19 protein-coding genes are annotated in these 17,748 nt (G+C 64.1%); 14 read left to right on the top strand and 5 right to left on the bottom strand.

Annotation, left to right across the window (positions count from 1 at the left end; genetic code table 11):
* Window positions 1-156 precede the first annotated feature (156 nt).
* Both AC3WJD_RS20175 and AC3WJD_RS20170 read right to left on the bottom strand, forming a co-directional pair.
* Complete coding sequence (locus tag AC3WJD_RS20175; protein ID WP_492748548.1) at window positions 157-582, bottom strand: type II toxin-antitoxin system VapC family toxin; 426 nt, start codon at window positions 580-582, stop codon at window positions 157-159.
* A complete protein-coding gene (locus AC3WJD_RS20170; RefSeq protein ID WP_492748547.1) occupies window positions 582-824 on the bottom strand; it encodes a type II toxin-antitoxin system Phd/YefM family antitoxin in 243 nt (80 codons plus the stop codon). Before AC3WJD_RS20170 ends, AC3WJD_RS20175 begins: the two co-directional genes overlap by 1 nt.
* Window positions 825-982: 158 nt before the next feature.
* On the opposite strand from AC3WJD_RS20170, the gene AC3WJD_RS20165 reads away from it, so the two are divergent.
* The 13 genes from AC3WJD_RS20165 (at window position 983) to AC3WJD_RS20105 (ending at window position 14,662) form a co-directional block, all read left to right on the top strand.
* Window positions 983-1,330: a hypothetical protein gene (locus AC3WJD_RS20165; RefSeq protein ID WP_492748546.1), complete on the top strand. Its 348-nt coding sequence runs from the start codon at window positions 983-985 to the stop codon at window positions 1,328-1,330.
* Window positions 1,331-1,803: 473 nt separating this feature from the next.
* Window positions 1,804-2,850: an ABC transporter substrate-binding protein gene (locus AC3WJD_RS20160; RefSeq protein WP_492748545.1), complete on the top strand. Its 1,047-nt coding sequence runs from the start codon at window positions 1,804-1,806 to the stop codon at window positions 2,848-2,850.
* Between the two features lie 88 nt (window positions 2,851-2,938).
* A complete protein-coding gene (locus AC3WJD_RS20155; protein WP_492748544.1) occupies window positions 2,939-5,368 on the top strand; it encodes a TonB-dependent receptor in 2,430 nt (809 codons plus the stop codon).
* 14 nt (window positions 5,369-5,382) lie between these two features.
* Window positions 5,383-6,441 carry an ABC transporter substrate-binding protein gene (locus AC3WJD_RS20150; protein WP_492748543.1) on the top strand — a complete coding sequence of 353 codons (1,059 nt, stop codon included), beginning with the start codon at window positions 5,383-5,385 and terminating at the stop codon, window positions 6,439-6,441.
* A 64-nt stretch (window positions 6,442-6,505) separates the two neighbouring features.
* Complete coding sequence (locus AC3WJD_RS20145; RefSeq protein WP_492748542.1) at window positions 6,506-7,618, top strand: ABC transporter substrate-binding protein; 1,113 nt, start codon at window positions 6,506-6,508, stop codon at window positions 7,616-7,618.
* Window positions 7,615-8,814: an MFS transporter gene (locus AC3WJD_RS20140; RefSeq protein WP_492748541.1), complete on the top strand. Its 1,200-nt coding sequence runs from the start codon at window positions 7,615-7,617 to the stop codon at window positions 8,812-8,814. The genes AC3WJD_RS20145 and AC3WJD_RS20140 overlap by 4 nt, the downstream gene beginning before the upstream one ends.
* Entirely contained in the window at window positions 8,811-9,575 is a 765-nt protein-coding gene (locus AC3WJD_RS20135) for an ABC transporter permease (RefSeq protein ID WP_492748540.1), read from the top strand. The genes AC3WJD_RS20140 and AC3WJD_RS20135 overlap by 4 nt, the downstream gene beginning before the upstream one ends.
* On the top strand, window positions 9,572-10,339 hold the full coding sequence (locus tag AC3WJD_RS20130) for an ABC transporter permease (protein ID WP_492748539.1): 768 nt from the start codon (window positions 9,572-9,574) through the stop codon (window positions 10,337-10,339). The genes AC3WJD_RS20135 and AC3WJD_RS20130 overlap by 4 nt, the downstream gene beginning before the upstream one ends.
* 12 nt (window positions 10,340-10,351) lie before the next feature.
* Window positions 10,352-11,197, top strand: a complete 846-nt coding sequence (locus tag AC3WJD_RS20125; RefSeq protein WP_492748538.1) for an ABC transporter ATP-binding protein — start codon at window positions 10,352-10,354, stop codon at window positions 11,195-11,197.
* A complete protein-coding gene (locus AC3WJD_RS20120) occupies window positions 11,197-11,817 on the top strand; it encodes a nitroreductase family protein (protein WP_492748537.1) in 621 nt (206 codons plus the stop codon). Before AC3WJD_RS20125 ends, AC3WJD_RS20120 begins: the two co-directional genes overlap by 1 nt.
* Window positions 11,814-12,755, top strand: a complete 942-nt coding sequence (locus AC3WJD_RS20115; protein WP_492748536.1) for an LLM class flavin-dependent oxidoreductase — start codon at window positions 11,814-11,816, stop codon at window positions 12,753-12,755. Before AC3WJD_RS20120 ends, AC3WJD_RS20115 begins: the two co-directional genes overlap by 4 nt.
* Before the next feature lie 14 nt (window positions 12,756-12,769).
* Complete coding sequence (locus AC3WJD_RS20110; protein WP_492748535.1) at window positions 12,770-13,927, top strand: LLM class flavin-dependent oxidoreductase; 1,158 nt, start codon at window positions 12,770-12,772, stop codon at window positions 13,925-13,927.
* 24 nt (window positions 13,928-13,951) lie between these two features.
* Window positions 13,952-14,662 (top strand): class II aldolase/adducin family protein, encoded by a 711-nt coding sequence (locus AC3WJD_RS20105; RefSeq protein ID WP_492748534.1) that lies wholly within the window; start codon window positions 13,952-13,954, stop codon window positions 14,660-14,662.
* A 380-nt stretch (window positions 14,663-15,042) separates the two neighbouring features.
* Here the strand turns inward: AC3WJD_RS20105 and AC3WJD_RS20100 are convergent, their stop codons facing one another.
* Genes AC3WJD_RS20100 through AC3WJD_RS20090 form a run of 3 tightly spaced genes read right to left on the bottom strand, consistent with a single transcriptional unit; the run spans window position 15,043 to window position 16,403 of the window.
* A complete protein-coding gene (locus AC3WJD_RS20100) occupies window positions 15,043-15,546 on the bottom strand; it encodes a DUF4262 domain-containing protein (RefSeq protein WP_492748533.1) in 504 nt (167 codons plus the stop codon).
* 48 nt (window positions 15,547-15,594) lie between these two features.
* The gene (locus tag AC3WJD_RS20095; protein ID WP_492748532.1) at window positions 15,595-15,918 is read right to left on the bottom strand and encodes a ribonuclease E inhibitor RraB; all 324 of its coding nucleotides are present in this window, start codon (window positions 15,916-15,918) and stop codon (window positions 15,595-15,597) included.
* Between the two features lie 35 nt (window positions 15,919-15,953).
* Window positions 15,954-16,403: a DUF695 domain-containing protein gene (locus AC3WJD_RS20090; RefSeq protein WP_492748531.1), complete on the bottom strand. Its 450-nt coding sequence runs from the start codon at window positions 16,401-16,403 to the stop codon at window positions 15,954-15,956.
* A 673-nt stretch (window positions 16,404-17,076) separates the two neighbouring features.
* Between AC3WJD_RS20090 and AC3WJD_RS20085 the strand changes: the two genes are divergently transcribed.
* Window positions 17,077-17,436 (top strand): hypothetical protein, encoded by a 360-nt coding sequence (locus AC3WJD_RS20085; protein WP_492748530.1) that lies wholly within the window; start codon window positions 17,077-17,079, stop codon window positions 17,434-17,436.
* Window positions 17,437-17,748 lie beyond the last annotated feature (312 nt).

Raw genomic sequence — 17,748 nt, 5'->3', positions numbered from 1 at the left:
CTCGTGGTCGCTTTGATAGCTTCCACACTTTGGCACCTAGATGCCGGGAGCGGGAGCCATCCACATCATCTGAGATGTCGGCGCGAGCAGTCAGTGACCTAGCCGGTTACTGGTGGGCTGATCTCACACGGTCCGCAGTGCCAGAAGAGGCTCTGTTTATGTCAGCAGTTGCGTCGGCACGCCGAGCGTTGGCCCAGCCTCAGCAAGCTTTTGGTCTAGCGAATGGACAGTGGCGCCATGCTCTGAGGCAGTCGCGAGATGGAGCGCGTCACCAGCACGAAGGCCGAGGGTATGGTGATCCGCAAATTTCGCGGCCGTCCTGAAATGCCCACCGGTGACCGGCAGCACGGTGAAACTCTCAGCCACCAGCTTGTTGAACGTCGCGAGCGCTGCTGCACGTTGCTCCAGATTGATCTGCCCGGTCCGCAACTTGATCGCCATGGCGGATGACATCTCGGTGATGGTCCAGTCGCTGACCAGTAGGTGCTCGGGATCTTGCTCTGCCAGCCAGAGCTGGACACGCGATGTCGTCGCTTCGTTGGACAGCGCAGCGACGAGCAACGACGTATCAAGATAGAGCATCAGTAGCGATCGCCATCCCGCATCGACCGTACCAGCGCGGCAGCGTCCTGCGTTCGCGCCGGCATGGTCGCCGTCAGCGACTGCAACAGGGCGGCGTCGATATGCTTGCGCGGCCTAGCCACCGCAGTGAGCCTTGCCACCGGTTTGCCCCGTCGAGTGATGTCGATCGAATCCCCCGCCTCGACCCGATCCACCAGCTCGCTCAGATGGGCTTTGGCATCTGCCAGATTGATCATATCCATGTCACGCTCCTGACCATATAGATAGTCATGTAGCCTGTTGGGCACAACCAATCCAGAGAGCTTTTCAGATGTCTTATTTTGCGCCCGCGCCTGCGGACCTACACCACGGCTCGGGACACGATCTTCGCTGGTCGTGCCCCTTGTGGTGGTGTAGCTCGGTGGGAGCGAAGCTGACTGGCCGCGCCAATATCAGCACGCCAGGTATCCGGTTCGAGGCTGCACCGACGTCCCGGTTCGACGGCTTTGCCGTCTATCGAGCGATGTGGCTCGCGGAGCGGACCGAGAGCTTTTCAACGACGAGCGTGCGCGATCCATCTGGCCGGTCGGGCCGCTTTGCGGGCCATCAGCTGGAGGGGCGGTTGCGCTGGTGGCTAGCCCCCAAGGTGCTCCGCGCCGAGCTTAACGCTGCGTGGCTGATCAAAGTTCGTTTTCTCCAAGCGGCCCCCAACGCGCCGGATACCGGGAACACGCGATATATCTCAGTTGGCCTGATGGGGACATTCTAACAGCTTGAGCGGCAGCTTTATCGGATTTTCGCTCGGAACCGGACTCCGGACGGAACAGCGAGCGCTAATCAAGCTATGGCACGCCATAGCAAAAATTGTATTGACCGACTCCTTTTCTACGAATTAAGTAGAGTTTATCGGATCAAGGGTGGGATGGCCGCCGCCCAGGCGCAATTGCGCCCCCGACAGGCCCGCGGCTTTTGAAGGGATGCAGCTTGCTCCGCGTAAATAACGGCTAAAGCGCGATGCAGGGCAGCGTGACGCCCGGCTTCGTGATCCCCCCATGTGAAGGGGAAGTGACGAATGCGAAGACACGTTTCCATGACAGACGGGTTCCGCCTGCGGCGATGTTGCCGCTGAGTTGAGCTGATCGCGGGCCGCCACGCCCGCGTCGACCTTCTTTGCACGATTATGACTGCGCGACTGCGGCCGCGCGGCGGCGGGCGCGTGCGTCCGCCAGAAAGGCTTGCGACATGACGACATCACCATCGGTCAGCGAACTCTGGTACACACGCTGTCCGGTGCCAACTCCGCTCGGGCTCGCAGTCCAGCTCGACTGGTTTGCCGAGGAATTCGGACGCGACGGTATCGCATTGCGTTCGATCCAGGAAACCAATGACCCGAATGCGCGAGAATCGCACTTCGACCACAATCTGCCGCGCTCCTTCCGCCAGGGTGGCAACATCCCGGCGATCTGGGCGCGCGCCAATGGGCGTGACACCCGCGTGATCGGTCTTTCCTGGACAGACGAGTTCCAGGCGATCCTTGCGCTTTCGAGTTCTGGCATCAACCGTGCCCGCGATCTTCGCGGTCGCCCTATCGGGTTGCCGGTCAATCCGGTCTCGATCGACTTCAACCGCGCTAGCGCGCTGCGCGGTTTCGCCAAGGCGCTCGAGCTGGACGGACTGGCGCTGGCAGACGTTGAACGGGTGGACGCGGCGAACGAGGCCGCAAGCGGCACCGACGGGATCGCGACAGGCGAAGGCTTTCGTCGCCGCAGCCAGCATGGCTATCGCGCAGAGGTGCTCGCGCTGGTCCGCGGCGAAGTCGACGCGATTTATGTAAAGGGTGCGCTCGGGCTGGAAACAACGCGGCTGATCGGCGCGCGCGTGATCACGGACCTCGGAGCGCATCCCGATCCGAAGGTGCGCATAAACAACGGCACGCCGCGCACGCTGACCGTTGATGCGGGACTGATCGAGGAGCGTCCCGACCTCGTCACGCGCTTCCTGCGCCGCGTGATCGACGCAGGCGATTGGGCGGCGGCGCATCCCGATGAGGCCATCGCCTATATTGCCCGCGAAACGGGTTCTTCGTCCGACTGGGTGCGCGCCGCTTATGGCGAGGATGCGAGCCAGCGGCTTGGCACGTTCTTGACGGAAGAGACGATCGACGCGCTCTCGGACTTCAAGGATTTCCTGTTCGCGCATGGCTTCCTGCCCGCCGATTTTGATGTGCGCGCCTGGATCGATCCACGCCCCATCGCCGAGCTCGCCGGCCATGTCCGCAAGGTCGCCTGAACCTCTCAACGACTGCTTACACGCGCACGGTCGCAGAGCGCCCCGGCTTCGGGTGCAGCCGTGCCCTTCAAGGGGGAATGCATTCTCAATGTCGAAATACAGTTTCCGTTTTCGGTCACGTCTCGTGCTCACCGGCGCGGCTACGCTCACCGCGCTGATGGCTGTTCCCGCATGGGCCGAAGCGCCCGAACCTGCCGCAGCCTCGGCCGATGCCGTCGATGACGGCGGCGCGATCATCGTCACCGCCAGCAAGCGCGAGGAGAATCTGCAGGATGTGCCCACCGCGATCACCGCGGTCAGCGGCGAGGCGCTCCAGCGGCTCGAGATCCGTTCGGCCAACGAGATCATCCGCCTGATCCCCAACGCCTCAGCCGCGCAGACCGAAGGCCGCAACCGCCCGCGCTGGTTCATCCGCGGCGTTGGCAGCAACGATCCGGCGGCGAACGTGGTCAATCCGATCGGCGTCTATTTCGACGAGGTCTATGTCAACTCGCCCTTCTTCCAGGCCTTTCCCGTCTTCGACCTCGAGCGCGTCGAGGTGCTGCGCGGACCGCAGGGAACATTATGGGGCAAGAACACCGTCGGCGGCGCGATCCACTATATTTCGCGCAAGCCCGAATTCGAGCCCGGCGGCTATGTCCGCGCAGGCGTGGGCAATTTCGGGTCGGTGTTCACGCAGGGCGGCTTTGGCGGAACGGTGGTCGACGATGTCGTAGCTGCCCGCGGCTCGTTCTTCTACGAACGGCGCGGCAATGTCTGGTCCAATGTAGGGACCGCCGAGGATGGCACCGGCCGCTTCGACGATTTCGCCGCGCGCGTGCAACTGCTCGTCAAGCCTGCGGACGACGTGAAGGTCCTGCTCTCGGGCCGGTTCCGCAATTTCGACGGCACGCCGATCCCGCGCTTCATCGAGCCCGCCCTTCCCGACAATGCCGTCTTCAAGGGCGCCTCTACGCCCGCCGACGATTACGGCAATGTGCCAACCGGCGACCGCGATCTCTATGCGTCCAACGTTCCTGGCATTTCGAAAACCAAGCAACGCGGCGCGACGCTGACGGTCGAATGGACGCCCGGCGATTACACGATCACCTCGATCACCGCCTGGGACAAGGGCGACAATCTGAGCCAGGGTGACGGCGACTATACCGTCTTCGAGGGTTCGCGCTCGCGCACCGATCTGTCGAGCGAACAGTTTACGCAGGAAATCCGGATCACGTCCCCGCGCGAAGATCGTTTCAACTGGATCCTTGGGGCGCACTATTTCTGGGAGGATTTTGCGTCCGACGCGACAACCGCGACGATCGCGACGACACGCTATCTCGATCGCGGCACGGGTCCGGTACGCTGGCGACATGCCTATTTCCAGAACGTTCTCTACGATCAGACCGCGAAGAGCTACGCGGTCTTCGGCAGCGGAACCTTCAATTTCACCGACGCGCTCAGCCTGACCGCGGGCCTCAGGTTCACCTCCGAAAAGCGCGCCGCGACGATCGACATATTCAACGCAACCGGCGACGCGTCGCGGCGGCTCAACACCGCCGATCCGACGACACCGTCCACTGCGGCCCGGCCGCTCGTCACCTTCACCGATCCGTCGACCTGGTGGCTGAGGAGTTCGGTGACCGCGAGCACGCCTTATGCGCCCTTCATCTCCTCGCCCTCGAAGACGTGGAACCGGCTGACCTGGGACGTCACGCCGCAATACCGGATCAGCGACGATGCGCTGCTCTATGGCCGCTTCGCCCGCGGTTTCCGTTCGGGCACGTTCCAGGCGAGCGCCACCGCGGCGGTGCAGTTCGATCCTGACGGCATCGCGCCCGAGGATCTCTATTCCTATGAGGCGGGGCTGAAGACGTCATGGTTCGGCGGCAAGCTGACCGCGAACCTCGCCGCCTTTTATTACGACTACAAGAAGATCCAGGTGCTGGTGCAGGGCGTCCCCGTCTCGGCGGGTGGCACGACAGTCTTCACCGCACGGCTGATCAACGCCAAGGGCTGGTCGAAAGGGCTCGAACTCGACGTCGCCGCGCGGCCGATCGAGGGGCTGCGTCTCTCGGGCAGCATCGGCCTCCTCGACACCAACTATACCGACGATTTCATCCCCAATAATCCCAATACCGGGCAGCTCTTTGGCAAGGCCAACCAGTTCACCCGCGCGCCGCATTTCACGGGTAATATCGACGCCGAATATTCCTTTCCCGTGGGCGAATGGAATGTCGCGGTCGGCAGCGACTGGAGCTACCGCACCAGCCAGTATTTCACGGTCAACGCGCAGGAAACCGACCCGGCCGCGAACGACTATCTCGTCAGCCGCTACCAGCGCCAGACGGGCTATGCGCTCGGCAATGCCCGGCTTTCGGTTTCGACCCCGGGCGACGCGTTCGAGTTCCAGCTCTTCGTCCGGAACCTGACGAACAAGCACTACAAGATCCTGACCTTCGGCACGCAGCAGGGCGCACGCCTTACCACCTATGGCGATCCCCGCACCTGGGGCGTCTCGGCCACCGCCAAATTCTGAGGAGGAGCAAAACCATGACCGCCTATCCACAGGAAATCTGGTATACGCGCTGCCCCGTACCCACGCCGCTCGGCATCGCGATCAATCTGGGCCTGATCGATGATGCGTTCGCGCCGCTCGGCATCCGCGTGAACTCGGTTCAGGAGGTTGCGACGCCCGAGGCCAGGGCTTCGCATATCGACCACCATCTGCCCTCCAGCTTCCGCCAGGGAGGAAGCGTTCCCGCGATCTGGGCGCGCGCCGCGGGCGTGGAGACACGCGTCATCGGCCTGTCCTGGGTCGATGAAAGCCAGGCGATCATCGCGTTGCCCGGCTCGGGCATCCGCACCATTGCCGATCTGAAGGGGCGCCGCATCGGCCTGCCGCTGCGCAAGGGCGAACGCATCGATATCTTCCGCGCGACCGCGCTGCGTGCGCTGCTCGCGGGCCTTTCGCTCGGCGGCATTGGCGAGAACGAGGTCGAATGGATCGATATCGACGCGAGCGATCCGCCGCCTGCCGAGGGTGAAACGCCGCTCGGCATCACCGCGCGGCGCGGCTGGAATGGGCGTCCGCTCTATACCGCCGAGTTCCACGCGCTGGTGCGCGGCGAGGTCGATGCGATCCATGTGAAGGGATCGCTCGGCCACGAGTTCGCCTTTCTCGCGGACGCGCACGTCGTGGTCGATACCGGCTTTCATCCCGATCCGAAGATCCGGATCAACAACGGCACGCCGCGCCCGCTCACCGTCGATGCCGCGACGCTCGACCACCATCCCGAGCTGGCCGAACGGCTGCTCGCGCAGGTGATTGCTGCGGGCGACTGGGCCGAGCGCAACCCTGCCGAGACGCTCGCCTATATCGCGCGCGAGACGGGCTCGTCGGAGCAGTTCGTTCGCGCGGCCTATGGCGGCGACACACTCCACAAGCGGCTCGGGACCGATTTTTCCGAAGAATCGATCGAGGCGCTCGCCGACTTCACTACCTTTCTGTTCGAGCGCGGCTTCCTGCCCCGCCATTTCGATGTGGGTGAGTGGATCGACCGGCGCCCCTTTGAGGCCTTGCAGACTATCGGCGCGCGCGACGCGGCCTGAACGGGATGCGGGTGGCCGGGCAGCGCTCGCCCCGCCGCCCGCGACCGAAGCGGAGAACGAGACCATGACGCGCAAATCCCTGTCCCTCGCGGTGCTGGCGGTACTCGCCATCGGCGCGCTCGTCGCCTTCCAGTTCCGCGGGCACGCGCCCGCGCAGACCGGCGGACAGCCAAAGACGCTGACCATCGCGACGATCGCCTATCCGTACAAGGGGCTGCAGGAATATAGCGGCCTTTCGCAGGTCGTGATCCAGCAGGGCTGGCTGCGCGACCAGCTGGCGAAACAGGGCGTCCAGCTCGTCTGGTTTCCCGTGCCCACCGCGGTCGGCGGCCCGCTGATCAACGAGGGCTTTGCAGGCAAGCGCATCGATTTCGCGGGCTATGGCGATTTCCCCGCGCTCATCGCCAATGCCGGCGGGGTGGAGACGCGGCTGATTGTTCCCGCGGGCCGCGGACAGAATGCCTATCTCGTCGTCCGCAAGGGACTGGACGCGAAAAGCATCGCCGATCTGAAGGGGAAACGCATCGCACTGCATCGCGGCCGTCCCTGGGAGCTGCCCTTCGCGAAGCTGGTCGATGCGAACGGGCTCAAGCTCGACGATTTCAAGATCCTCAACATCAATCCGCCCGCGAGCCACGCCGCGCTCGCCTCGGGCGATGTCGACGCGGTCTTCCTGCTCTCCGATGCGATCCTTCTTGAGCAGAAGGGCGTCGGCCGCATCATCTGGTCTACCAAGCAAGCTCCTGCCGACTGGAAGATGCGCGCCGAGCTGTTCGGCCGGAAGGATTTCGTCGAGCAATATCCCGCGCTGACCCAGCTTGTCGCCGATGCTTATGTCCGCGCCGCGTACTGGGCGGCCCAGCCCGAAAACCGCGCGGCGGTCGCGCAGATTGCGGCACGGGGCGAGACGCCGCTGAGCGTGGTCGAGGCCGAATGGAACGAGCCGCGCGTCGCCTGGGCCGATCGCTGGTCTCCGCTATTCGACGCGCCCGTGGTCGAGCATTACCGCGCAGCCGCCGACTACACCTTCAAGCAGGGCCTCGTCCGCAGGAAGGTCGATGTCGACGCGCTGCTCGACCGTCGCTTCGCCGATCAGGCGCTCCGCAACCTTAAGCTCGAGAATTTCTGGCGCCCGGCCATCGCCGAGGCGGCCGTCAAGGGGACGCCGCGCTCATGACGACCGTCACGGCCCAGTCCGATACCCGGTTCCTTGCGAGCTTCGTCGTGCTTGCGGCGGTTAGCGGCCTCACGGTCGGGCTCGGCAAGATCCTGACGACGCTCTATGCGATCTCGCTGGGCGCAACGCCCTTTCAGATCGGGGTCGTCTCGGCGATGGAGTCGATTGGCATGGTGCTCGTCACCGTGCCCGCGGGCTTCATCATCGCGCGCTACGGTGCACGGGGCGTCTATTTCCTCTCAAGCCTCGGCCCGCTGCTCGTCAATCTGGCGATGCCGTTCAGCACCTCGTGGATAGCGCTCGCCGCAGGGCGCGGCCTGATCGGGCTGTGCATCCCCTTTCGCATGGTCTCGATGAACTCTTCCTTCCTCGAACGACTGAAGACGCTCGGTCAGGCGAAGGCAGGCTGGTATCGCGGCGCGCTCACCGGCGGGCTTGCGATCATCGGCCCCGCCGCGGCCGCGCTTCTTAGCCAGCGCGTGGGCATCGCCGTCAGCTTCTGGCTCGTTGCCGCGCTGTTCGGGCTGATGGCGCTTTTCAGCCTTTCCTTCCTCCCGGTACGCGACACCGGAGGAATCGAGGCGGCACCGGGTTTCATTGCCGAGCTGCAGCTCATCTTCGGCAATGCCGGTGTCGCCGAAAGCTGCCTTGTCGAGTTCATCAGCAGTGCCACCAACGCGCTGTTCGGCACCTTCATCATACTCGTCGCGGCAGCACTTCCGCTGCTCACCGAACAGGACGGCATCCGGGTGCTGCTGTTCCAGGGTGTGATCTCGGTCGCGCTGCTCTTCCTTGGTGGCTCGCTGGTCCAGCGCCTAACAACGCCGCTTGCCTATGGCATCAGCCTCGCACTAGCCGCAGTCGCGCTCGCGGCGCTCGGGCTGAGCGGCGGCTTTGCCGGGCTGGCGGCAGGCGCAGCATTGCTGAGCGCGGGCGCCGCGATCGTCCATCTCATCAATGTGCGCATGCTCTCCAGCCTGCCGGGCGGCAAGAGCAAGGTGGCCGGGCTTTACAACCTCGCCTCGATGACCGGCTCGTCCTTCGGCGCGATCGCGGGCGGCGTCGCGAGCAAGTTCGTCGCAGTCCAGTCGGTCTTCCTGATCTGGCTACCCGTTTTGCTGGGCGCTGCAGCGCTCGTGGGCCTGCTCCGCCGACGGACGATCGGAACCCGGGCGATCGCGATGGGGGAGGCATGACCATGATCCGCCGTATCGCCGCTTTCGCCACCGCACTGCTTCCGCCCGTCATGCTCGTTGCCACGTGGCAGCTTGCCTCATCGACCGGCCTGTTCCCCCCGCAAATCCTCCTCTCTCCTTCCGAGGTTGCGGCAACTGCCGCCCAGCTCGCGCGGAACGGCGAGCTGGGCGGTCATCTGGCGGACAGCCTGTTCCGTCTGCTCTGGGGATTCGGGGTCGGCGCGTTGCTTGGCCTCGCTTTCGGCACTGCGGTGGCGCTTTCACGGCTGTTCGAGGCGCTGTTTCTTCCGCTCTTCCAGGCGGTGCGACAGGTGCCCATCCTCGCCTTCATCCCGATGCTGGTGCTGCTGCTCGGGATCGAGGAGCGCTTCAAGATCACCGTCGTCGCGGTAGCCGCCTTCTTTCCCGTGGCGCTCGCTACCTTCGACGGGGTGCGCGGCATACCCAAAGGGTGGCTCGAGGTCGCGCGTGTCTATCGCACGCCCTTCGTGGCGCTGCTCACGCGCATTCTCATCCCCGCAACCATCCCGCCCGTGCTCACCGGATTGCGGCTCGGGATCACGCGCGCATGGCTCGTGCTCGTCGCGGCAGAGCTGCTCGCGGCGGACAGCGGGATCGGCCAGATGATGGAGATGGGGCGCCAGCTCTTCCGGATCGACGTCGTCCTTGCGGGCGTCATCGTCAGCGGTCTGGTGGGCTTCGCGCTCGATCGTGGCGTCAAGCTCATTGAGCGCCGCTATACGCGCTGGAGGACCGCATGACCCGTGCCTTGCCCCGGGCTTTGCTCGGCCTGATCGTGCCCGCGCTCATCCTTGTCTGGTGGACCGCGCAGTCGCAGGCCGGGGGCGCTCGCGCGCTCGCCTTTGTGCCGTTGGGCACGATCGCCGCGACCTTTGTCGACCTTGCGGCAGGCGGCCTGCTCATCTCCGACGCGCTCGCCACACTGTCGCGCGCCGTGACGGGGCTGCTGATCGGCATTCTTGCCGGGATCGCGCTCGGCGTCGCAATGGCAACGCTGAGCGCCGTCGACCGGCTCGTGGGTCCGCTCTACCATGCGATTCGGCAAGTGCCGCTGCTTGGCTGGCTGCCGCTGATCGGACTGTGGCTCGGCAATGGCGAATCCGCCAAGCTGCTGATCGTCAGCCTCGCCGCCTTCTACCCCACGGTGCTCGGCGCCTATGAAGGCGTTGCCCATGTTGAGCGCCGCTATCTCGAGGTCGGGCGAGTCTATGGCTTCGGTCCGCTCCAGCGCTTCCGTCACGTCCTGCTGCCCGCGGCGCTCCCGCTCATCCTGACAGGCGTGTCCCAGGCTATCGCCTTTGCATGGATCGCGACGATCGGCGTCGAGATCCTGCTCGGCGCGGGCGGCGGGCTCGGCGCGACGATGAGCATGGCACAGGCGCAGCAGCGCATGGACGTCATCCTCGTCGCCATCACCGTCACCGCCCTTCTGGGCTTCCTGATCAACCACCTCTTCGCCCGGCTCCGCAGCCAACTGCTGCGCTGGCAGGGCCATGCCGCCTGAACGGAGACTATCATGACCGCCCAGACCCGCATCGCACCGCCACCAGCGAAACCCGTCGATCCACCGAGAGGCGCGCTCAGTCTTCACGGCCTTTCCAAGAGCTTCACCATCGATGGTCGATCCTTGCCCGTGCTGGACGGAATCAGCCTTTCCATCCGGCCTGGCGAATTCGTCAGCATCGTGGGGGCAAGCGGTTGTGGAAAATCGACACTGCTTCGGCTGATCGTCGGGCTCGACACCGACTATGCGGGCGAAATCCGGCTCGATGGCAAACGCGTAACGGGCACCAGCCTCGATCGCGGCATCGTCTTCCAGGATCACCGTCTTTTCCCGTGGATGACGCTGGAGGAGAATATCGGCCTTGCGCTTCTCAACAGCGACATCCCGAAAGAGCAGCGTGCGCGGATCGTCGCCGAACATATCGCGCTGGTGAACCTTGCGGGCTTCGAGAAAGCCTATCCGCACCAGCTCTCGGGCGGCATGGCGCAGCGCGCAGCGATCGCGCGCGCACTCGTGACCGAACCGACGCTGCTGCTGCTCGATGAACCTTTGGGCGCGCTCGACGCGCTTACCCGCGTCCACGTTCAGACGGAGCTCCAGCGCATCTGGATGCAGCAACGTTCGACAATGCTGATGGTGACGCACGATGTTGAGGAAGCGCTGTACCTCGGCGACCGCGTCATCATCATGGCGCCCAATCCGGGGCGTATTCGCCGCATCGTCGAGGTCGACCTGCCGCATTCGCGCGATCGGAGCTCGCCCGTGCTCCACCGGCTGCGCGACGAGATCCTCGCCGAGCTCACAGACGCGCCCGATCCCGCCAATCTAGTCCGCTTCCCGGCCCAGGAGGCGCGCTGATGAGCGAGCTTTTCGCGCGCAAGGCCGATCACTCCATCGATCCACTCTTCGTCGGGCGCTGGTCGCCGCGCAGCTTTTCGGGCGAGGCGGTTCCCAACGAGGTGCTGCAGAGCGCCTTTGAGGCCGCACGCTGGGCGCCTTCTGCCTATAATGCCCAGCCCTGGCGCTTCCTGTTCGCGCGGCCGGACGAAGAAGCGTGGGAGGACTATCTGTCCTTCCTGTTCGCGCGCAACCGCCTCTGGGCGAACCGCGCATCGGCATTGATCGTCATCGCCTCGGCGCGGACGTTCGAACGTGACGGCAAGCCGGTGCCGGTCGGCAGCCACAGCTTCGACGCCGGTGCGGCATGGGCCAATTTCGCGCATCAGGCGCTGCTGCTCGGCTGGCACACCCACGGCATCGGCGGCTTCGATCGCGACGCCGCGCGCGAACGCCTCGCCATTCCCGATGATCACCAGGTCGAGGCGATGGTAGCGCTCGGCCGCCGCGCCGAGCCCGACGCGCTGCACGAGGATTTCCGCGCATCCGAACTTCCAAACGGCCGCAGGCCGCTCACCGAAACCGTCTTTTCGGGCCGCTTCGGCGATCCCGCCTTTCCAGCAAAGAGGAACGCAGTATGACGATCCGCATCTATTGGCAGCTCGACGTTGCCGCCGAGAACAGCCGCTCCGAACCGACGGATCGGCCGCGTCACCAGCCCGTGATCCGCGATATCCGCACGCCTTCGATCAACCGCTACGACTATTACGCGCAGATCGCGCACGCCGCCGCGCTGACGGGGTTCGACGGGCTGTTCGTCGCGCATCGCACCGATGCCGACGACAGCCAGATCGTCGCAGCAGCCGTGGCGCGTTCGGCGCCGCGGTTGACGCTCATTCCCGAATTCCCCGCTTCGGTCGGCTCGGCGGTCTACGCCGCTAAGCAGGCGGTGAGCTTCCAGCGGCTCGCGCACGGCCGTCTCGGTTGGGCGATTGCGTCCGATGCCGATGCCGCGACACGCGCGCGGGGCGGGGATCAGGTGTCCGAGGACGATCTGATCGCGCGCACCGAGGAGTTCCTGACCGTCGCACGCGGGGTCCACGGCCAGCGCTCCTTCAGCTACAAGGGCCGTTTCTTCGAGGTCGAGGGCGGCGGCTTCGAGGCGCCGCTCAACACCGTCGCCTTCCCGCGTGTCTTCCTGCGCGGCACGAGCGAGGAAGCGCTAGCACTGTCGGCGCGGCAGGCGGACATCCATCTGTTCGACGCCGCGCCCGTCGAGGAATTGCGCGACCATATCGAGACGCTCGACCGGCTCGCACTGAAGGAGGGCCGCAGCCTCGATTATGGCATCCTCCAGCCGCTCGTCGCGCGCGAAACCGCCGATGAGGCGCACGATGCCCGCGAGCCCGGCCTCACCGGCAGCTATGACGAGATCGCCGACCATCTCGCCACGCTCGCGACGCTCGGCATCGGCCATTTCGTGCTCACCGCCCGGCCGAGTTTCGAGGAAGCCTATCGCATCGGCCAGTTCGTCCTTCCCCGCCTGCGCGCCCGCGTCGCCCCAGCGCGCGCCGCCTGAACAGGAGAAAACCCATGTCCATTGATTTCTACTGGCGCCTGCCCACCCATGGCTGCCACGCCACGATTCGCCGCGGATCCTATGACCGCGGCGACTGGTCCCCGCTCGTGCCCGGCAACCAGGCACCCGGCCTGACCGCGACGGGCGAGGACGACGGCTATCGCTACGTCGACCACCTGGCCGAGATTGCCAGAGCCGCCGAGATATCGGGCTTCATCGGCGGGCTGATTCCATCCTTCCCCAATACCGATGATCCCTGGGTGATCTCGCCGCTGCTCGCACGTGAGACGAAGAGTTTCCGCTTCATGATCGCCTTCCAGCCAGGCTTCCTCAATCCCGTGCAGGCCGCACGCCTCTCGGCGAGCCTGCAGCGCGCGACGGGGGGGCGGACGGTCTTCAACGTCATCACCGGGGGCGGTGGCCCTTCGCAGCTCTGGTGGGGCGACAGTTTTAGCCATGACGATCGTTATGGCCGCACCACCGAGTTTCTCGATGTGCTGAAAGGTGTCTGGAAGGACGAGAATTTCACCTATGACGGCCGGTTCTACAAGGTCGAGCATGGCGGCCTCCCGCCGCTGCTCGGACGCGAGCCCGTTCCAGAAATCTGGTTCTCGGGCTCGTCCGACGCCGCGCTCCAGTCGGCCGCGAAGCACGCCGACTATTATCTTTCGTGGCTCGAACCTTTCGACCAGCTGACCGACAAGTTCGCGCGCGTGAAGGAGCGTACCGCTGCTCTCGGCGGCGAACAGAAATGCGCGGTGCGCGTCGATCTCGTCGCGCGCCCGACTGAGGAGGAAGCGTGGCGCGACATCCGGATAGGGTTCGACAACGTCACCGACGAAACGCGCACACGCTGGCGCGGGCAGCCGACCGATTCGGTGGGCGCCGCGCGTCAGGCGGCCCTCCGGCCCACCGAGGCGAAGCGCTATGAGGAGCTGATCGTCGCGCCCAATCTGTGGGGTGGATTCAACCTGCTGCGCGGGGGCCCGGCGCTCGGCATCGTCGGCAGCTACGAGCAATGCGCGGCGAAGTTGGACGAGTTGATTTCGCGCGGCACCGACGCCTTCATCCTCGCGGGTACACCGCACCTCGAAGAGGCCTATCGCGTCGGCGAGGAGGTGCTGCCGCTCCTCGGGCGCAAGGCCGAAACGCTGCTCCAGGCCGCCGAATAATCATCCTCGACAAGGAGACCGATCATGACCACGCTCAATTCCACGATCAGCGATTTCGCAGCACAAACCGCGCGCGACGCGGCCACAGCCTTTGCCGGCCTGCGCGACACCCACACCATCTCGCCAAGCGGCACCGTCAATTTCGTCGAGCGTGTCCCTGGCGAGACCGCGGCCGTTTCGATCGGCTACCCAGGGCCATTCGCCCCCGATGCCGAGCTCAAGCCCACGATCTACACGCTCGAGGGCGAGGTGCTTCAGGGGCCACCAAATGCGAATCTTGGCGGCGGACGCTATCTGCCGATCTTCCGCGCGCATGATGACATCACCACCGTCAGCCATGTCCACACGCTTTATCTGGGCGCCTGGTCGCAGAGCCACCGTGCACTTCCGATCCGCTACGTCCCCGTCCAGCGCTGGACGCGGGCACGCGAACTGCCGATCTATATCGATCGCCGCCAGGGCGAGGCGAATTTCATCCTGGATGTGCTGGCGAAGGACCCGCAGGTACCCGCGATCCTCGAGGCCAATGGCGGGTCGACCACTTGGGGCCGCAAGGGCCTGCTCGCGCTAGCAAGCTATATCGTCCTGCTTGAGGAGGGCGCGCGGCTGCAGGCGCTCGCTGAAACGCTCGGCGGCGCGCAGGATTACGGCCCGGGTGTGCTCGAACAGCAATGGAAAATGTCCGGCCTGATCCGCGAAACTGATCTGTTCGACGAAGCTATCGCGGCCGAATGATGGTGAGTGCGCGCGGGATTGGGCTGTCCAGTCCGCGCGCGAACCCCACCGCGATGTCGGCTTCTCGCTGTGTGGCCTGCGGAACCAGACTGATAGAAAACAGCCAATATCTGAAGCTGAACGGTAGGCAGCTTTCGGGAGTTTCCGTTCGCCTTCGGAATGGCCGAGATGTCGGCGGCTGCTGCCTCGATGCCGTGTTCGATCGAGAGCGGTAACCCCCACCAGTTCAAGCCATGCGCCGATCAGTTCGTGAACGGCTGGTCGTATGGGAAGCGGCCATTCGCCTGCCGTAGTGCCGCTGAGCTGGAACGCGCCCGATCTCTGTCATTCCAGCTGGTTTAGCCAGGATTATAAAATGGTCCGTTCGGGGAAGAATACCTCTAAGCCCTGATTTCAGCCGTCCAGCCCTGTTCAGTCAAATCCACCTGGTCGGACGTGAACTCCTGATCAAAGCCCGCCTCCCACGGGAAAATACCCGCACGATCCGGCCAAACGATCTGCAGGCAACTGAACTCGTCACCTCGGTAGAACCATCGGCTCCAGCCCAGGAAATTGGCGTAGTGCCGCTCCGCGATCGGGAATACGTAAGCGGGCAGATTGGAAAAGACATCGTCGGTCCGCCTGCCGACCGGCAAGGCCTGCCCGGCCTTCGCGCGCCGATACAGAACCCAGAACATCTCGTGGGCGACTTCATCGGCGGTGCTGAAAATCATGAGTTCGGGCTGTCCCGTGCTCACAGTAAAGCCCGTGGTATAGGAGAAGCCCGGTTTGCCCTCCTCCGCCAAGGCGGCCGTGCGGAGCCAGCCATGCCGGCGGATATTGTCGACAAACGGCCGCTCTGCATCGTCCAGCTGGTCAGTGGGCCAATCCAGGGTAGTGATCATGCGTAGGTCATAAGCTCCGAAGTTATATCGCCCTCTGGCCAGCAGCAGTTATGGTTCCAAACAGCCCCAGCCGTCAGGACGACCCCCGAACTCAGCTGCGATGACTGCGAGGCGTTGCTCGGTTGCGGTGATGAAATCGCAGGTTGGTATCACCGCCTGCGTTGTGACGGTTACGTCGAACGGAAAGCCGGGCTTGTCATAAGAACGGACCACCGGGGTGAGGCCTTCCGCATCGACACGCCGCGCGAAAGCGATCGCTCCTTCACGCGTCGGGAAGAGATGATTGAAGTCCATCGGTCGCGATCTGCCGAGATCGTCGCCGGCGGCCGCCATGTCCCGCAGAACTGCGGCATTCTCATTGTAAAGTGACATCTCAGTTGGCCCTGCCCCGTTGCACGCCCGTCATTTCAATTCAGCCGCCGGTTCTGGATCCGCTGGTAAGCTTCGGGCGAGGGATAAAGGAAATCGAAATAAGTCGACCATTCCGGATCCGCCTGACTGCCGATCCGAGGCTGATAGGCTGGGTGTTTTTGCATCGCTGCTGAAGCATTGCGAGTGAGCAAGTCAGCATCAGCGGCATAGAGGTAGAACACCCTCGTTCCCCGGGTCGTGAGCCGACCGACGTAGATCGCGTCCTCGCCATGCAGCCGCGCGAGATCGTCTTCAAGCGCAATCAGGGCCCCGAATTCCTCGTCGGTCGACATTCCGTTTTCGGCAGGTTGTGTCAGCGCGACGGAAATCCGGATCGAGTGGCCGTGCCCCGCCAGAGGCGCGGCCGCCGCGATACCTAGATCAAGGTAGATGGACGCCGGGTCCTCGCCCAGCTTGAAAAGGTAATAGTCCCAATCGCTGCTCAAGACACACTCACTCTTAGCCGTGGACAATAGCAACGGATGCCGCTGCTGCCCGCTCGCCTGCCGTGTTGACGGCGCTGACGTGCGTAGACGAAGGGAAGCTTCGAACGACCGCAGGCGCCATGATGACGGGGTATCCGCCATTCCTTGCGATTTTGTTGCTGACCCCCACCTATGCCAGGCTCTACAGGGAAGTGGCGGTTCTTCCGGCCCATTCCTCGAAGCCGTCGGACCGCTCACGACCGGACTTTTGCGCGTACGACCGCTCGACCGGCCGAAGACAATAGGTCTGGTCTTGCCAATAACGGTCATCCGCGGAAGCCGCTGCGAACCGCGGAATGTCCAAATGCGCATAGTACAGCGCACGCGGCCCACGGGGTCCTGCATGTAAGCATTTCGTACGCTCATGCGCCCGCAATCCTTCGCCATTCACGTCAACGCAGGCACGAGATGAACGAAGGGCCGGTATCGGGGGACGCGTTTTCACCTGCGAACGGCCGTTTAGGCGGCGGTTGCCGTCATACGCGAGGTCCCAAGCGAATGCCTCTAGACGATAGGCACCTCCCGAACCGTGACTGTCGGCGACGTCCAACCTTGAGAGCATAGCTGTCTGGCGGAACTATCTTCTGTCCTCCTCTCATCTATTGGGCAATGCAGACGAGGATTGGAGAGAGTGATGAACAATCCATCAAAGGCGTGGGATGGAGAGCAGGTCCGGAAATGGCTGGAGCGCCGGTTCGAGGCTTCGAAGCTGGATCAGGCGGCAGCGGACAGGCGCGGGTATGAGGCACGGGACGAGTATGACAAGGCCGCCGCCGAGGAATGGGTCTGTCGTGCCTTGAAAGCCGCGGATTGCACAAACGAGCAGGCGGCGTTTGCCGAGCGCCTTAAGGAACTGATCGGTCAGGAAGAATATCGGGCGACGGGCATCTATGACGATACGCGCTTTGAGCGGCATATTCGCGGTCAGCTCAGGAAACTGGCAAAGATGACCAAGGCAAATGAGGGGTTCGAGAAGACGCTGCGCTATCAGTGAACGCTGCGCGGAGCTTACGGGCTTCCACCAGTTATCGCCATCCAACCGCCTATTTTGAGCGCGTGTTGGCAGCACGAACGATGGTCAGCTTTCAGGATTTCTGAAATCCGCTCTGGACGGCCGAAAATGGGCGCGAAGCAGCCGCTATTTGGCCGGATGAACGTATGGCGGCTTACAGGCTGCCTAATGCTGACCACGAACGACTGAGATGTCGGCGCGACCCGGCATCGCTTTCACTAGTCATCTGAATCTGAAGTTCGGCTCATTGTTTTTTGGCAGAAGCGTTTGACGGAGGCGAGGATTTCGTCTGCG

This window comes from Sphingobium sp. FW306-1B-F04DB, assembly GCF_058781925.1.
Note: the sequence above shows the minus strand (reverse complement) of the source record. Positions and strands in the feature narration are given on the sequence as shown.